Annotated in this window: 15 protein-coding genes; 3 read left to right on the top strand and 12 right to left on the bottom strand. The window is 74.3% G+C overall.

What is annotated here, in order from left to right; translation table 11 throughout:
* Positions 1–48: 48 nt before the first annotated feature.
* The 3 genes from ABT015_RS17380 to ABT015_RS17370 form a co-directional block, all read right to left on the bottom strand.
* Positions 49–621 (bottom strand): DUF1003 domain-containing protein, encoded by a 573-nt coding sequence (locus ABT015_RS17380; protein ID WP_402452862.1) that lies wholly within the window; start codon positions 619–621, stop codon positions 49–51.
* A gap of 49 nt (positions 622–670) precedes the next feature.
* Positions 671–1,966, bottom strand: a complete 1,296-nt coding sequence (locus ABT015_RS17375) for a magnesium transporter MgtE N-terminal domain-containing protein (protein ID WP_350879895.1) — start codon at positions 1,964–1,966, stop codon at positions 671–673.
* A 129-nt stretch (positions 1,967–2,095) separates the two neighbouring features.
* A complete protein-coding gene (locus ABT015_RS17370; RefSeq protein WP_350879894.1) occupies positions 2,096–2,635 on the bottom strand; it encodes a hypothetical protein in 540 nt (179 codons plus the stop codon).
* A 182-nt stretch (positions 2,636–2,817) separates the two neighbouring features.
* Here ABT015_RS17370 and ABT015_RS17365 point away from each other — a divergent pair, with 182 nt between their 5' ends.
* Positions 2,818–3,744 carry a DMT family transporter gene (locus ABT015_RS17365; RefSeq protein ID WP_402452804.1) on the top strand — a complete coding sequence of 309 codons (927 nt, stop codon included), beginning with the start codon at positions 2,818–2,820 and terminating at the stop codon, positions 3,742–3,744.
* A 23-nt stretch (positions 3,745–3,767) separates the two neighbouring features.
* Here ABT015_RS17365 and corA read toward each other — a convergent pair whose 3' ends face one another.
* Positions 3,768–4,889: a magnesium/cobalt transporter CorA gene (gene corA / locus ABT015_RS17360; protein ID WP_350879893.1), complete on the bottom strand. Its 1,122-nt coding sequence runs from the start codon at positions 4,887–4,889 to the stop codon at positions 3,768–3,770.
* Positions 4,890–5,315: 426 nt separating this feature from the next.
* Here corA and ABT015_RS17355 point away from each other — a divergent pair, with 426 nt between their 5' ends.
* A complete protein-coding gene (locus tag ABT015_RS17355; RefSeq protein ID WP_350879892.1) occupies positions 5,316–5,957 on the top strand; it encodes a suppressor of fused domain protein in 642 nt (213 codons plus the stop codon).
* Between the two features lie 72 nt (positions 5,958–6,029).
* On the opposite strand, the gene ABT015_RS17350 is transcribed toward ABT015_RS17355, so the two are convergent.
* The 5 genes from ABT015_RS17350 to ABT015_RS17330 all read right to left on the bottom strand — a co-directional run bounded on the left by ABT015_RS17350 (position 6,030) and on the right by ABT015_RS17330 (position 11,490).
* A complete protein-coding gene (locus ABT015_RS17350) occupies positions 6,030–6,890 on the bottom strand; it encodes a PHP domain-containing protein (protein WP_350879891.1) in 861 nt (286 codons plus the stop codon).
* A 71-nt stretch (positions 6,891–6,961) separates the two neighbouring features.
* Positions 6,962–7,600 (bottom strand): DUF6758 family protein, encoded by a 639-nt coding sequence (locus ABT015_RS17345; protein ID WP_350879890.1) that lies wholly within the window; start codon positions 7,598–7,600, stop codon positions 6,962–6,964.
* Between the two features lie 311 nt (positions 7,601–7,911).
* Positions 7,912–8,070, bottom strand: coding sequence for a DUF8834 family protein (locus tag ABT015_RS17340; protein WP_159398440.1), 159 nt, complete (start codon positions 8,068–8,070; stop codon positions 7,912–7,914).
* Positions 8,071–8,439: 369 nt separating this feature from the next.
* On the bottom strand, positions 8,440–9,318 hold the full coding sequence (locus ABT015_RS17335; protein ID WP_350879889.1) for an alpha/beta fold hydrolase: 879 nt from the start codon (positions 9,316–9,318) through the stop codon (positions 8,440–8,442).
* Between the two features lie 153 nt (positions 9,319–9,471).
* The gene (locus ABT015_RS17330; protein ID WP_502897338.1) at positions 9,472–11,490 is read right to left on the bottom strand and encodes a DEAD/DEAH box helicase; all 2,019 of its coding nucleotides are present in this window, start codon (positions 11,488–11,490) and stop codon (positions 9,472–9,474) included.
* Positions 11,491–12,196: 706 nt separating this feature from the next.
* Here ABT015_RS17330 and ABT015_RS17325 point away from each other — a divergent pair.
* Positions 12,197–12,925 (top strand): ferritin-like fold-containing protein, encoded by a 729-nt coding sequence (locus ABT015_RS17325; protein ID WP_063347921.1) that lies wholly within the window; start codon positions 12,197–12,199, stop codon positions 12,923–12,925.
* 27 nt (positions 12,926–12,952) lie between these two features.
* Here ABT015_RS17325 and ABT015_RS17320 read toward each other — a convergent pair whose 3' ends face one another.
* From ABT015_RS17320 to ABT015_RS17310, 3 genes are all read right to left on the bottom strand, one after another.
* On the bottom strand, positions 12,953–13,276 hold the full coding sequence (locus tag ABT015_RS17320; RefSeq protein ID WP_350879888.1) for a hypothetical protein: 324 nt from the start codon (positions 13,274–13,276) through the stop codon (positions 12,953–12,955).
* Positions 13,277–13,412: 136 nt separating this feature from the next.
* Positions 13,413–13,640: a DUF3107 domain-containing protein gene (locus ABT015_RS17315; protein ID WP_063347919.1), complete on the bottom strand. Its 228-nt coding sequence runs from the start codon at positions 13,638–13,640 to the stop codon at positions 13,413–13,415.
* A 141-nt stretch (positions 13,641–13,781) separates the two neighbouring features.
* Positions 13,782–14,432: a TetR/AcrR family transcriptional regulator gene (locus ABT015_RS17310; RefSeq protein WP_350879887.1), complete on the bottom strand. Its 651-nt coding sequence runs from the start codon at positions 14,430–14,432 to the stop codon at positions 13,782–13,784.
* Positions 14,433–15,112: the final 680 nt, after the last annotated feature.

The following is a 15,112-nucleotide window of genomic DNA, read 5'->3' as shown; positions in this document are numbered from 1 at the left end:
GGTACGGCGCTCAGGGGATCCCCTAACCCGCCGGTAGCGTGCCGCCGGTCACAGGGTCTCGGAGGGCTCCCGGCGGTCCTCGATCTCCTTGAGGAGGGACTGGAGTTCGGAGCGGATGAAGTCCCGGGTGGCGACCTCGCCGAGCCCGTGCCGCAGTGCCGCGACCTCGCGGGTCAGGTACTCGGTGTCCGCGATGTTGCGGTCGCTGCGGGCCCGGTCCTGCTCCATGTTGACCCGGTCCCGGTTGTCCTGGCGGTTCTGCGCGAGCAGGATCAGCGGGGCCGCGTAGGAGGCCTGGAGCGACAGCACCAGGGTGAGGAAGATGAAGGGGTAGCTGTCGAAGCGCACGTTCTCCGGCAGCAGGGTGTTCCAGGCCACCCAGATGATGATCACCACCGTCATCCAGACGATGAAGCGGCCGGTGCCCAGGAACCGCGCGATCCGTTCGGAGAGCTTGCCGAACGCCTCCGGGTCGTAGGCGGGCAGCGAGATCAGCCCGGGCCGGGCGGTGCGGGGCTGGTCGAGCCGGGTGCGGGCCGGGCCGGCCACGGAGATCTCGGCGCGCCGCTCCCGGCCGCCCTCGCGGCCGCGCAGTTCGCGCAGCTGGCGCAGTTCCCGCAGTTCGCTCTGGAGGCGTTGGCGGGGGGACTCGTCCCGCCGCCCCTTGCGGTCAGCGTCCACCGTGCACCTCTTCCCTCGTGCCGTTCGTGTCGTCGTGGCCGTGCAGGGCGGACTCGCGCCAGTCCTCCGGCAGCAGGTGGTCGAGCACGTCGTCGACGGTCACCGCGCCGAGCAGGTGGTCGGCCTCGTCGACGACCGGCGCGGACACCAGGTTGTAGGTCGCCAGGTAGCTGGTGATCAGCGACAGCGGGGTGTCCGGCGGCAGCGGGTCCAGATCGTCGTCGACCAGCGAGCCGACCAGCACGTACGGCGGCTCGCGCAGCAGCCGCTGGAAGTGCACGGTGCCCAGGTACTTGCCGGTCGGGGTCTCGTTCGGCGGGCGGCAGACGTACACCTGCGCGGCGAGCGCGGGCTTGTGGTCGGAGACCCGGATGCGGGCGAGCGCCTCGGCCACGGTCGCGTCCGGCTCCAGTACGACCGGCTCGGTGGTCATCAGACCGCCGGCGGTGTTCTCCTCGTACGACAGCAGGCGGCGGACGGGCTCGGCCTCGTCCGGCTCCATCAGCTGGAGCAGCCGCTCGGCCTCGTCGCCGGGCAGTTCGGAGAGCAGGTCGGCGGCGTCGTCCGGGTCCATCGCCTCCAGGACGTCGGCGGCGCGTTCGTCCTTGAGCTTGCCGATGATCTCGACCTGGTCGTCCTCGGGCAGCTCCTCCAGGACGTCGGCGAGCCGCTCGTCGTCGAGCGCGGCGGCCACCTCGGCGCGGCGCTTGGCGGACAGGTGGTGCATGACGCTGGCGAGGTCGGCGGCGCGCAGCTGGTCGAAGGTGGCGAGCAGGTTGGCGGCGCCCTGGTCCTGCTCGGGCAGCGTGAAGCCGGTGACGTCCTGCCAGTCCAGCGTGAGCCGCTCGCCCTTGCCCTTGCGCAGCCGGCCGGCCCGGCCGATCTGGACGAAGACCTTGCTGATCTCCCACTCGCGCAACCGGGTCTGCACCATCCCGACGTCCAGCACGGTGACGTCCTCACCGGTCTTGGACCAGGTGACGGTGCGGTCCAGCAGTTCGGCGAGCACCAGGGTCTCGGACGGTCGCTGCTCGAAGCGCCGCAGGTTGATCACGCCGGTGGCGAGCACCTGGCCGGACTCCAGGCTGGTCACCCGGGTCATCGGCAGGAAGATCCGGCGCCGGCCGACCACCTCGACCACCAGGCCCAGGACCCGCGGCGGGCGGCCGCTCAGCCGCAGCGAGACGACGACGTCACGGACCCGGCCGACCTGGTCGCCGTTCGGATCGAAGACGGCGAGGGCGGAGAGGTGGGAGATGAAGACCCGGGTGCCTGGCCCTGCCATGAACTCCCTCGACTCGTTCGATGCCGTGCCGGGTACGCCGGGGCGCACCTGCGGGCAAGGCTACCCGCGTGTCGCGAGCCCAGCCCGACGAGGCACGGTACACAGCCGAGGAGTCCCGGGCGTGAATCTTTAGCGGCGCTTGAACAGCAGTTTGGGCAGGCCGGCCGGGACGGGGCGGCGGGTGGTGGCCGCGGTGGGCATCGGCTGGGCGGCGTGCGAGGCGTCCGGCATCGCGCCCGGACGCTCGGTCAGCGCACCGGCGGGCTCCAGGCGCAGCACCCGGCACTCGCGGGCCCAGCGGTCGGTGATGGTGTCGGTGTCGGGCGCGTTCAGCCGCTTGCCCTTGAGCTCCTCGACGGCGCCCAGCCAGGCCTCGCCGCCGGGGGCCAGCTCCGAGACCCGGGCGCTCCAGCCGGTCAGCCGGCCGCCCTTGTCCTTGCTGCGGACGGTCACCACCGCGCCGGATCCGGCGGTCAGGCCGTGCAGCGGCTGCTCGCCGCCCTCGCCGACCACCACCACGGCGCCGTCGTGCCAGGCGTGCCAGAGCGGGCGGGCCTGTTCCTGGCCGTCCGCGCGGACCCAGAGGAGGCCGGACTTCTTCGCGGCCTCCTCCAGCAGGGCCTGGTCGAGGAAGTCGTCGGCGGTCGCGGCGGCGGGCGTACGGTCCATGGCGCCCAGCGTACGACCTCCGCCGTCCACGAGTTGTCTCAGCCGTCGGGCGACAGTTCCATCGGCTTTCCACGGGCCTTACCGTAGGAGCGCCCAGCCCAGCCCCGGCCCGGTTCAGCCCGGCCCCCGCCCTGCCTCACCCCCCGCCTCGCCCCAGCCCACGTGACCAGCAGAGGAGCGCCGTGCCCGCCGCCCGGCCCGCGACCGCCCCCGCACCAGCCGCCACCGCCACCGAGCCGGCACACCCGCTCCCCACCGCCGACCTGCTGCTGCTCGCCGTCTCCATCGCCGGCATCTCGCTGTCCGGCCCGCTGATCAGCGCCACCGCCGCGCCCGCGCTGGCGATCGCGTTCTGGCGCAACGTCATGTCGGTCGGCGTCCTCGGCCCGTACGCGCTGCTGCGCCACCGCGCCGAACTGCGCGGGATCGGCCGGCGGGCGCTGCTGCTCGCGATCGCGGCGGGCGCGCTGCTCGCCGTGCACTTCGCGCTCTGGATGCCCAGCCTGCGGATGACCTCGGTGGCCTCGGCGACCGCCCTGGTCACTACCACCCCGCTGTGGACCATCCTGCTGATGCGCCTGCTCGGCGTCCGCGCCCCCCGGATGGTCTGGCTCGGCACGGGCGTCGCCTTCGCCGGCGTGCTGGTGCTGACCGGCGTCGACCTCTCGCTCTCCCCGCGCGCGCTGCTCGGCGACGCGCTCGCCCTCGGCGCGGGCCTGGCCGCCGCCGGGTACGTGCTGCTGGGTGCGGAGGTCCGCAAGACCGTCAGCACCACCGCGTACACGCTGGTCTGCTACGCCACCACGGCGGCGGGCCTGCTGGCGATCTGCCTGGTCGCCGGGACGCCGCTGGCCGGCTGGCCGGCCGGGGTGTGGTGGCAGATCGTGCTGCTGATGGTTGCCGCCCAGCTGCTCGGCCACTCGCTGAGCAACCGCGTGGTGCGCACCCTCGGCCCGTCGATCACCTCCACCGCGATCCTGCTGGAGACCCCGGGCGCGGCCCTGATCGCCGCCCTCTGGCTCGGTCAGTGGCCCCCGGCGGCGGCGTATCCGGCGGTGGTGCTGATCCTGGTGGGCCTGGTCCTGGTCGCCCGCGGCGGTCGGCGGTAGCGGCCGGCGGGCGCCGCGGGCGGCTACAGCCAGCCGTTGCGGCGGAAGCCCCGGTACATCCCGACGCAGATCAGCATGATGGCGCCGAGCACCATCGGGTAGCCGTACTTGTGGTGCAGTTCGGGCATGTACTCGAAGTTCATGCCGTACACGCCGGTGATCATGGTGGGCACGGCGAAGATCGCCGCCCAGGCGGTGATCTTGCGCATGTCCTCGTTCTGCGCCACCGAGACCTGCGCCAGATTGGCCTGGAGCAGCGAGTTCAGCAGTTCGTCGAAGCCGTGCACCTGCTCGGTGACCCGGGCCAGGTGGTCGGCGACGTCCCGGAAGTACTTCTGGATGTCCGGGTCGACGAGGCGCTGCAGCGGCTCGGACAGCTGCTGCATCGGGCGCAGCAGCGGCACCACGGCTCGCTTGAACTCCAGTACCTCGCGCTTGAGTTGGTACACCCGGCCGACGTCGGCGCTGCGCCCGCCCTTGGCCGAGAAGACGCCGTACTCGATCTCGTCCACGTCGTTCTGCAGCCGCTCGGAGACCAGCAGGTAGTTGTCCACGACGTGGTCGGCGATCGCGTGCAGCACCGCGGACGGGCCCTTGGCGAGCAGCCCGGACTCGTCCGCGTCGGCCTCCAGCCGGTGCCGCAGCTCCTGCAGCGAGCCGTGGCCGCCGTGTCGGACGGTGATCACGAAGTCGCGACCGGCGAAGACCATCAACTCGCCGGTCTCCACCACCTCGCTGGTCGGGGTGAGCTGGTCGTGCTCGACGTAGCGGATGGTCTTGAAGACGGCGAACAGCACGTCGTCGTAGCGCTCGACCTTGGGCCGCTGGTGCGCGTGCACCGCGTCCTCGACCGCGAGCGGGTGCAGGCCGAAGCGCTGGGCGATGCCCTCGAACTCGGCCTCGGTCGGCTCGTGCAGCCCGATCCAGCTGAACGAGCCGTCCCCGTCCGGGAGTTGGTGCGCGGCCTTGATCCGGCGGGCGGCCTCGCGGGGGCTGCAGGTCTCGCCGTGGCGCTTGCCGTGCTGGTACACCGCGCAGTCGACGACCGCCGAGCCGGCGCCCGCCGGGACGGCGTCGTACGCGCCGACCGCGGAGCGGCGGCGGTTGGTGCGGACGGCGGCGCGCAGGCTGTTGATCATCGACATGGCAGGCTCCCTGGAACAGGAGCCGCCGCACAGCGGCGTCAGGGCCCCCCGGTCGGAAGGCGGGGGAGGAGCGGGCGGCCGTGGTGCGACGGCGAAGAACACCGGTGAAGGGGGGTGAGGGTGCTCTCCCGGCCGGTTCGTCCGCGTCCGGCCTGCCCGGGCTACCTCGGCTGGATCAGCCGGTTCAGCCTGCGTGGCGAGGGGTGCGGGGAAGTCGGGGCCGGGTAGAGCTGCCGGTACTGCATGGTCGGCCGGTATCCACCGCAACCACCTCCTTCGTGCCGCCGCCCCGGGAACCTGAGGATTCCCGGTGGCCAGTCGCTCACCCTAACATCTGACCGACCATCGGCGCCCCGGGCTTTCCCGAGGCTTTGCCCGGGCCTCCCGCACACGGCCGGCCCGCCCCCGGGGGTTACGCTCACCGGCATGGCGCACGACTTCCCGCTCTTCGGCGAACCCCACGGCGGCAGCTCCCCGGCGCTCTCCCGGGAGGCGGTGCTGGCCGCCGTCGAGGCCCGGCTGATCACCACCTTCGGCGAGCCGAGCGGCCGCGCCGCGGTCACCTTCCTCGGCACCGACCGGATCGAGGTGCTGCGCTTCGGCCCGGACGCCGACGGCCTGGTCCGGTACGCGACGCTCGGCATGTCCGCCGCGCCGATGGCCGACCCGACCGCGCCGGTGGCCGACCAACTGCGCGGCCCGCGCGCCGAACTGGTGCTGACCGTCCGCGGCGGGCGCGACAGCGTGCTGCGCAGCCTGGCCACCCTGGCCGCGACCCCGCAGGTCGAGGGACTGGTGGTGGCCCCCGGCGGCTCGCTGGACCTCGGCGCCCCGCTGTGGGACGGCGCGCCGTTCACCTCGGTGCTGGCCGCCGAGCCGGGCGGCCTGGTGCCGGACCTGGAGCTGGACGAGCCGGCCGACCCGGTCCGCTTCCTGCCGCTGCTGCCGATGACGCCCAACGAGGCCGGCTGGAAGCGGGTGCACGGCGCGGCCGCGCTCCAGGAGCGCTGGCTGGACCAGGGCGCCGACCTGCGCGACCCGGACCGCCGCGGCGTCCGGCTGGACTGACCGGGGCTCAGGTCACGGGTCTCCCGCCCTGGCCCCGCGCTCCCGCCGCGCCCCCGCACCCCGGCGCGGCCCTCAGCCGCCGATCGGCTTCGCGCCGGTGGCCTGCGCCAGCAGCGCCTCGTACACCGCGGGATCGGTCGTGTGCTCGCCGAGCCGGACGGTCTTGCGGCTGCCGTGGTAGTCGCTGGAGCCGGTGACCAGCAGCCCCAGCTCGCCGGCCAGGCCGCGCAGCCGCACCCTGGTCTCCTCGTCGTGGTCGGTGTGGTCGACCTCCAGCGCCGCCAGCCCGGCGGCCGCGAGGTCGGCGATCACCTGGTCCGGGACGGTCCGCCCGCGCTTGACCGCGCCGGGGTGGGCGAACACCGGCACCCCGCCGGCCGCCCGGACCAGCCGGACCGCCTCGATCGGGTCGGTCTCGTGCTTGCGGACGTCCGCCCGGGCGCCGTTGGCCAGCCACTCGGCGGTGAAGGCGTCCGAGACGGTGGCCACGACGCCCGCCTCGACCAGCGCGCTGGCGATGTGCGGGCGACCGACCGAGCCGGCCCCGGCGATCCGCCGCACCTGCTCCCAGCTGATGTCCGCGCCGAGTTCGCGGCAGCGCTCGACGATCGCCCGCCCGCGCCGGAACCGGTCGGTGCGCACCAGCTCCCGCTCGCGCGCGAACTCCGGCTCCTCCGGGTCGAACAGGTACGCCAGCAGGTGCATGCTGACGCCGCCCACCACGCAGGACAGCTCGGCGCCCGGGACGACGGTCAGCCGGCTGCCGTCCGGCAGCGCGCGCACCGCCCGGGCGGCCTCGGCGTGGCCCGCGACGGTGTCGTGGTCGGTGAGCGCCACGACGTCGAGGCCCGCGGCCACGGCCGCCGCGACCAGCTCGGCCGGGCTGTCGGTGCCGTCGGAGGCGTTGCTGTGGGCGTGCAGGTCGATGCGCACGGGGCGGACTCCTGGGGGCTCGGGGTGCCGCCCAGGATAGGACAGGGCGCCGGGCCCCGGCCGGACAGGACCTATCCCAGCAGGCGGGGGGAGAGGGCCCCGCAGGGGAGCAGGTCCAGTTCGGCGCCGGCCTCGCGCAGGTCGGTGAGGACGAGTTCGTCGTACATCACCAGGGCCGACTGCTCGGGCCAGGCGACCGCCCAGAGCCAGAGACCGCGGGCCTCGCCGACGAACACCGCGCGGTCGGCCGGGGCGTCCGGGACGTGGAACATCGGGGTGGGCCGGCCGGCGGCCAGCAGTTTGGCGTCGGCGGGCTTGTAGAGGCCGACGGAGTCGCCCGGATCGGGCCCGGGCATCCCGGCGTAGCGGGCGCCGAGACCGACCCCCAGCTCCTCGGCGACGAGCACCAGCTCGCCGAAGCCGCCGAGCGGGGCCGGTCCGGAGCAGGCGACGGCGGTGGCCCGGGCGCCGGAGACGTCGTCGCCGACGTGGGCGATGCCGGTGTAGAGCCAGCCGACCGGGAGCGGCCAGGGCAGCCAGACGGGGACCTGCGAGCGGGCGACGGCTACGCCCAGGGCTTCGACGCTCGGTGGCAGCACGGGCTGCATCGGGTGCACGGCTCCGTGCCGGTCGCACTGCCAGGTGTCTGAGAACAGACCGGGGGCGCGGACCCGACCGGCGCACCTCGGGCAGCTTGGCTCGCCCCTCATAGGCGACAACGCTCCTCCCTCCGGACCGCCGCGTCAAGGACGATCACCCGTACGGAGGGCTCGGCGGCACCTGTCGGTGGCGGGGCCCGTTCTGCGCGGGGTGGGGCGGCGCGGCACGGGCGGTTCCCGTTGGGGGATGTCCCGTCGCGGGCGGCGGCAAACGTCTACGGGCGCAGGGCCCGGACGCACTGACGCCCCGTCATCGGCGATCGCGGTGACAGGGCGTCAGTCGGGTATCGGAACGTCCGGATCGGACGCTCCCGGCTCGTCGGCGGCGGGTGAGGGCTCCCGGTCGGAGGCGCCGCGCGTGGTCAGACGGTCGGGCACGGGCGGATGAGCAGGCGCTCACCGGTGCGGGCGGCGGCCTGGACGAACTCGCGGACGGTCTCGGCGTCGGCTATCAGGCGGTCGGCGGCGGAGCCGTTGGCGTCGTCCAGTCGGACGATCTCGAAGCGCATGGTCTTCGTCATGGGCGTCTCCTCTTCTTGCCCCGTCGGTCGGGGCGATTGCGGCTGAGTGGGTACCAGCCCTTTCGGGGTCCTGCGGGTCCGGCGGTGCGGCCGGATCGATCGGGTCGTACGTGCGGCGGTCTGCTGCGGCAAGGGCTCCCCCTGCTTGCCTGGTGCGTCTGGTGCCTCGTGAACCACGGTGACGTGGTGGTGCTTCCGGGCCGTTGCCCGACCGTGAAGTCCAGGTTTCGGCTGATTCGCGCCGACGCGGGGGCCGGCGATGATTCCCGGACAGAATCAAAGATTACCGTAACTAACGACTTTTGTCCTGTGTTGAGGACGGTCGAACTTCGGGAAGTGGTTCAGACCACTCTCCGGGACCGGTCCGGTTCAGGCCCAGAACGCGGCCAGTGCCTCGGCCGTGGCGGCCGGGCGTTCGGCGTTGGGGGAGTGGCCGGCGTCCTCGACGACCACCCGGCGGGCCCCCAGGCGCTCCGCCATCCCGGTCTGCTCCGGCACCGGCCAGGCGTAGTCCCGCACCCCGGACAGCACCAGCACCGGCAGGTCGGCGGTGGCGGCGGCCAGCTCCGCCACCCGGTCCGGCGCGGCGACCAGATGGCCACCGGTGACGCCCAGCGACAGCGGCACGTTGGCCAGCCAGCGGCGGTGCAGGAACTCCGCGACGGCCGGCTCCGGGCGCTGCTTCTGGTCCCCGCTGCCCTCCTCCATCTGCCGCATGACCTGCCAGATCTCCTCCAGGCTCATGACCGGCAGCACGTCCAGCAGCAACTGGGTACGGGCCGCCTCGGCCGGGTCGATCGCGCCCGGGCCGGTGGACATCAGGGTCAGCGAGCGCCACGGCGACGGGCCGTCCGCGGCTGCGGCCAGCACGGCCTCCCGGACCACCTGGCCGCCGAAGGAGTGCCCCAGCAGGTGCGGCGGCCCGCCGCCGTCGGCGGCCACGGCCTCGGTGAGCGCCCGGACGTCCGCGCCCAGCGCCTCGACGGCGTACGCGGCCGGGTCGTCCGGGCCGCCGGTCTCGTACTGGCCGCGCTGGTCGACGGCGGTCACCCGGTAGCCGGCCGCCGCCAGCGGCTCCAGCAGGGCGATGAAGTCCTCCTTGCTGCCGGTGAAGCCCGGCACCAGCAGTGCCGAGCCGCGCGCCGGCCCGTCCGGCTCGGCCCGCAGCGCGGCGAACCCGCCGCGACTGGTCGACAGCCGCAGCGCGCGGGCGCAGCGGGGAAGGGTGAGGAACGGCGGCGTGCTCATGGGCTGCTCTCCTGCGGGCGACTGGCCGGTAACCCCGACCCTATCCAGCCTGCGCCGGAACGCCGGAACGCCGGAACGCCGGAACGCCGGAACGCCGGAGGGGGCGGGCCGGACCGCGAGGGGCCCGGCCCGCCCCCTCCGGGGCGGGGTGCGTCAGCTCTCCGGGGTGGCCTCCGGCGCGGCGGCGGCCTTGCGGGCCCGGGTGCGCTTGCGCGGGGCCGGGACCTCGGTCGCGGCGTCGGCGGCCGCAGCCTCCGGGGCCTCCGGGGCGGTCGCGGCCTCGGCCTTGGGCTTGCGGGTGCGCGTCCGGGTGGCGGGCTTCTCTGCGACGGCGGCCTCGGTGGCGGGGGCTTCGGCGGCCGGGGCCTCGGCGACGGCCTCCGCCTTCGGCTTGCGGGTGCGGGTCCGGGTGGCGGGCTTCTTCGCGACGGCGGCCTCGGCGGCCTCGACCGCCGGAGCCTCGGCCGGGGCCTCGACGGCCTCGACTGCCGGAGCCTCGGCCGGGGCCTCGACGGCCTCGACTGCCGGGGCCTCGACGGCCTCCGCCTTCGGCTTGCGGGCGGCGCGCTTCCGGGTGCGGGCGGCCGGCTTCTCCTCGACGGCGGCCTCGATGACGGCCTCGGCGGCGGCCACGACGGCCACCGCGGCCGGAGCCTCGGTGACCGGAGCCGCCACGGCAGCCTCGGTCACCGCGACGGCCTCGGCCACCACGGCGGCCTCGCCGGCGGCGGCGCCGCGCGAACGGCGGCGACGGCGGCGCGGGGCCGCCTCGCCCTCGGTGCCCTCGACGGCCGGGGCCGCGGGGGCCTCGACGACGCTCCCGGCCTCGCCCTCGGCGACCGCGGAGCCCCCGCGGGTGCGGCGGCGCTCACGGGTGCGGCGCGGCTTCTCCTCGGTCGCCACGGCGGCCTCGGGGGCGCCGGTGCGGCCGGAGCCGCTGCGCGGGCCCTTGGCCCGGGGGGTGCGCGCACCGCGCCCGCCGGTCTCGCCGAGGTCCTCGACCTCCTCCGCGCCGAGCCCGGCCCGGGTCCGCTCCGAACGCGGCAGCACACCCTTGGTGCCCGGCGCGATCTTCAGCAGCTCGTACAGGTGCGGCGAGGTGGAGTAGGTCTCCTCCGGGTCGTTGAAGGTCAGCTCCAGCGCCTTGTTGATCAGCTGCCAGCGCGGGATGTCGTCCCAGTCGACCAGGGTGACGGCGGTGCCCGAGGCGCCGGCCCGGCCGGTGCGGCCGATCCGGTGCAGGTAGGTCTTCTCGTCCTCGGGGCACTGGTAGTTGACCACGTGCGTGACGCCCTCGACGTCGATGCCGCGGGCGGCGACGTCGGTGCAGACCAGCACGTCGACCTTGCCGTTGCGGAACGCGCGCAGCGCCTGCTCGCGGGCGCCCTGGCCGAGGTCGCCGTGGACGGCGCCGGCCGCGAAGCCGCGCTGGGTCAGCTGGTCGGCGACGTCGGCGGCGGTGCGCTTGGTCCGGCAGAAGATCATCGCCAGCCCGCGGCCGTCGGCCTGGAGGATGCGCGAGACGAGCTCGACCTTGTCCAGCGAGTGCGCGCGGAAGATGTGCTGCTCGATGTTGGCGACGGTGGTGCCGGTGTCGTCCGGGGCGGCGGCCCGGATGTGGGTGGGCTGGCTCATGTACCGGCGGGCGAGGCTGATGACCTGGCCCGGCATGGTGGCCGAGAACAGCAGGGTCTGCCGCTTGGCCGGCAGCATGGTGATGATCTTCTCGACGTCCGGCAGGAAGCCGAGGTCGAGCATCTCGTCGGCCTCGTCCAGGACCAGCGAGCGGACCTTGGACAGGTTCAGCTTCTTCTGCCCGGCCAGGTCCAGCAGGCGGCCCGGGGTGCCGACCACGATGTCGACGCCCTTGGCGAGCGCCTCGACCTGCGGCTCGTACGCGCGGCCGCCGTAGACGGCCAGGACGCGCACGTCGCGGACCTTGCCGGCGGTCTGCAGGTCGTTGGTGACCTGGGTGCAGAGCTCACGCGTCGGGACGACGATGAGCGCCTGCGGGCCGTCGGAGAGCTGCTCCTCGGTCGCCCGGCCGGCGTCCACGTCGGCGCGCACGACGCACCGCTCGATCAGCGGGAGGCCGAAACCGAGGGTCTTGCCGGTACCGGTCTTGGCCTGGCCGATGACGTCGTGGCCGGTCAGCGCGACCGGGAGGGTCATCTCCTGGATGGGGAAGGGGTGGACGATGCCGACGGACTCGAGCGCCTCGGCGGTCTCCGGGAGGATTCCCAGATCCCGGAACGTCGTCTTGATGGGTTCAGCGGTGGTGGACAGGGTGCTGCCTCTTCCGTGTGAAAGGGGCCGAGAGCGAGCGGCGGGCGGGCAGCCGCACGGCTGCGTACGGGCCTGGCGGCCCTGATGCAGCTGAGCGGACGCACAACCGCGCCGGTCCCTGCGGCCGGCCGGTGCGTGCTGCCCCGTGCGGGGCGCGTCGCCGGCGGCGTCGGGGAGGATTCCCATGAGGGACCTGCGCGGGACCTTCGCCAGGGGGCGCGGTCTCGGCGGCCCTCGCTCGGCCACTGATGCGGTGCCAAGGCTTGAAGTCCAAGCCATGGTCGGAGCCGATCGGCTCTCCGACCGGGCATCCGCGTACGTGAGTACCCGTGGCTCCGGTGCGGACACGTCCGGATGGACGGTGCCGCTTCGGAGCGGGCTTGCGCGGGACACCGAGACGGCGGTGACACCGTGCGAACACGACGGGGCTCCGTACCACCATACAGTCAGGCGACGACTCGAACACGTGACGCGTCTGACATTGCCCCTTCCGACCCGGGCCGGAAGGAGTGTTCCGGCCGGTCACCCGGGCGACCGGCCGGCGGCCGGTCAGGGTGGGTCCCCCGGGCCGGCGGGACTAAGGTGGCGGGTCATGGAGACCCATGGTGAGACGCAGGACGCCGCGGCCGGCTCGATCGGGGACTGGGCCGCGTGCTCGGCCGACCCCGGCTACCGGGCGGCGGTACTGGATCTGCTCGGCGCACTCGCCTACGGCGAGCTGAGCGCCTTCGAGCGGCTCGCCGAGGACGCCAAGCTGGCGCCGGACCTCGCCGACAAGGCGGCGCTGGCCCGGATGGCCTCCGCCGAGTTCCAGCACTACCAGCGCCTGCACGACCGGCTCGCCGAGATCGGCGCCGACCCGCAGGAGGCGATGCGCCCGTTCGTCGAGCCGCTGGAGCTGTTCCACCGGATGACCGCGCCCTCGGACTGGCTGGAGGGCCTGGTCAAGGCCTACGTCGGCGACGCCATCGCGACCGACTTCTACCGCGAGGTCGCCGTCCGGCTCGACGACGACACCCGCGACCTGGTGCTCGGCGTCATGTCCGACACCGGGCACGCCCAGTTCGCGGTGGACAAGGTGCGCCAGGCCATCGAGGCCGACCCGCGCTCCGGCGGCCGGCTCGCGCTGTGGGGCCGGAGGCTGATGGGCGAGGCGCTCAGCCAGGCCCAGCGGGTGGTCGCCGAGCGGGACGCGCTGTCCAACCTGCTGGTCGGCGGCGTCCAGGTGCAGGGCTTCGACCTGGTCGAGGTCGGCAAGATGTTCAACCGGATCACCGAGGCGCACACCCGGCGGATGGCCGCCCTGGGCCTGGCCAGCTGAGCCTTGTCCGGCCCCGGGAACCAGGGGTCAGGCCGGCCGGTGGCGCCGCGTGCGGTGGACACCGGCCCGGTGCGGGTGGTGCCGGTGCGCCGGGGCCCGCCCGGCGGCGAGGTCCGGTCGGGCCAGCGTCGTGGTCAGCACCGCCGAGGCCAGCGCCGAGGCCGCGATCGACGCCGCCGGGAAGCGCCCGTCCAGGCAGAAGTGCGCCACCGTCCCGCCGAGCAGCGCCGCCGCCAGGGCGGTGCCCACGGTCAGGGTGCGGGCCGCCCGGAAGTACGCGGGCCGCGCCAGCAGTGCGGCCAGGCCCGCGGCCAGGCCGACGAGGGCGAAGGCGATCGACTCGACCAGCAAAACTGCCTCCCCGGGGACGGGCGCGCGGCGCCGGCGGCCGCACTTGTCGCCGTACCCCGGCCGACCCGGCCGTACACGCAACGGTGCCCCGCTCCCTGGGGGAGCGGGGCACCGGGTGAGCAGCTCGGACGACGCCTCAGGCGGTGCCGAAGCCGACCTTGCGGGCGGCCTGCTCGCCGATCTCCACGTACGCCAGGCGCTCGGCCGGGACGATGACGCGGCGGCCGTGCTCGTCGGTCAGCGCGAAGAGCTTCTCCGAACCCTCCAGCGCCTTGGCGATCGCGCTCTGGATCTCATCGGCACTCTGCGTGCTCTCGATCACGATCTCGCGCGGCGTGTTCTGCACGCCGATCTTGACCTCCACGGCTTCCGTCCCTCCGGGGTTGCAGCCTCCACGCGCGGACACCCCGACCGCCTGGGACAAGCGTTCGCGACGACCGCGCCGTACGGCTTCACCATAGAGCACGGGATCACCGCGGCGGCGAAGCTCGGTGGATCATCCCTGCTAGAGGGCTTCCCCGCCCTCCGAGGTGGGGTGCATCGGGAAGCCCTTCAGCCCGCGCCAGGCCAGGCTGGCGACCAGTCGCGCCGCCTCGTCGCGGGGGATGTCCAGGCCCTGCGACAGCCAGTACCGGGCGGTGATCTGGGCCAGGCCGCAGACTCCGGCGGCGAGCAGCTTGGACTCCGCCTCGGGCAGGTCGGTGTCCTCCTGGATCACCTTGCTGACCAGCGTCGCGCTCGCCTCGGAGGCCCGCTCGACCCGCTCGCGCACGGCCGGCTCGTTGGTCAGGTCCGACTCGAAGACCAGGCGGAACGCGCCGGACTCGCCGGAGACGTAGTTGAAGTACGCCTCCATCGTCGCGGCGACCCGGAGCTTGTTGTCGGTGGTCGTCGACAGTGCGTCGCGGGTCGACTCGACCAGGGCGTCGCAGTGCTTGTCCAGCAGCGCCAGGTACAGCTCCAGCTTCCCGGGGAAGTGCTGGTACAGCACCGGCTTGCTGACCCCGGCGCGGTCGGCGATGTCGTCCATGGCGGCCGCGTGGTAACCCTGCGCGACGAACACCTCCTGGGCGGCACCGAGCAGTTGTTCACGGCGGGCGCTTCGCGGCAGGCGGGCACCGCGCGGGCGCTCCTGCGCCTCCTGGATGGCCGTCACGGCGCTCCTCACTTCGGTTGTTCGGGGCTGGCAAGAGGGCCGATTCTACTTTTCGGTAACCGCTTCCGCGTTCGGCGGGAGTGAGAAAAGGACCTCGGCCTCCTTGTCAGGAGCCCACAATACGGCGCTGACCTCGGCGTCGGCAGGGGTGTGACAGGGGCCGGAACGGCCGTCCGGGCCGTCGGAATCCGGGCTTCGTGACGCACCGCACCGGCGGCGTCACCAAGCGCGGAGCGCGGGCCGGCATCGTGGACCCGGGGCCCCTCGCGGCGGCGAACAAGGTCACTCCCATCGTCCGCCATGAGCGGGGAGGCCGGCGACCGGCGACCGGCGACCGGCGACCGGCGCCCGGCCGCCGGTCGCGCGGACCGCCCGGTAACGGCCCGGTTCGGGGCGAGGTCACGCCCGTTCACTCGTTCAGGTGGCAACCAGGCATGTGACCGATGGATTGCCCGGGCCCGGTCCTACCTTTCTGCTGTCGGACCGAACAGGTGTGGGGGAGGCCGCGGACGCCGGGGAAATCCGGAGGGCGGCCGCACCAGGGGGCCCGGCGGGTCGGGCCCGGCCCGCCGGAACGGGCGTGCGCCCGGGGGAACGGATCGCGGAGGGGCGCGGCCGGACCGTCGGGCCGGACGGCCGCACCACCGCTCGGTGGTGCCCCGCCCCGGGGGAGCGTCGCG

The sequence above is a fragment of the Kitasatospora sp. NPDC094016 genome, from assembly GCF_040304045.1.
Lineage (GTDB): Bacteria > Actinomycetota > Actinomycetes > Streptomycetales > Streptomycetaceae > Kitasatospora.
Note: the sequence above shows the minus strand (reverse complement) of the source record. Positions and strands in the feature narration are given on the sequence as shown.